The sequence below is a fragment of the Microbacterium sp. CFSPD4_SD4 genome, assembly GCF_057364585.1.
In genome coordinates this window covers 1-466 of record NZ_JBNFOC010000029.1, presented here as the reverse complement: position 1 = coordinate 466, position 466 = coordinate 1, and the positions used below count along the sequence as shown (strand labels likewise).

1 protein-coding gene is annotated in these 466 nt (G+C 54.5%); it reads left to right on the top strand.

Going from position 1 to position 466, the window contains the following annotated elements:
- Window positions 1–417, top strand: a 417-nt coding sequence (locus AC2W7E_RS16255; RefSeq protein ID WP_485989532.1) for a hypothetical protein, incomplete at its 5' end; no start/stop codon positions are given.
- Between the last annotated feature and the right edge of the window lie 49 nt (window positions 418–466).

Genomic DNA, 466 nt, shown 5'->3' with positions numbered 1-466 from the left:
CCTGAAGGAGCTCTATTCGCTCGTGCAGGGTTTCAGCTCACTTATTACTGGCTCGCGGTAACGCTTGCCTGTGAAAAGCTGGGTATCAAGCCACCAAAGCTATGCGGTTTTGCTGCAGGGTTAAAACCCAACATCAGAACCGAAGGCTCCAAATCGCTTCAGTCGGCCACCTGGCTGCCAATCCACTGGGTTGATAGAACTGAGAGTGATGTGCTCGAAGCTGTAGATTTTGCGAAGGTTGTTGCGCGTCGTATACGGAACGCGGAATACCACCGCGCTCCCCACATGGCGTGGAATAGTCCTTGTGACTCCAACACAGGGCGCTGTGACTTCAATGGGGTGTGCTTAGAAGGCACCCTTGAGGATTTAGTGCTTACTGGTCCATCAGCCGGCCTAACGCTGGCAGAACTCGTTTAATCCCGATAACCCAACAGGGGCAACCGCCCCTATGGGGCAGTGCGCCCAG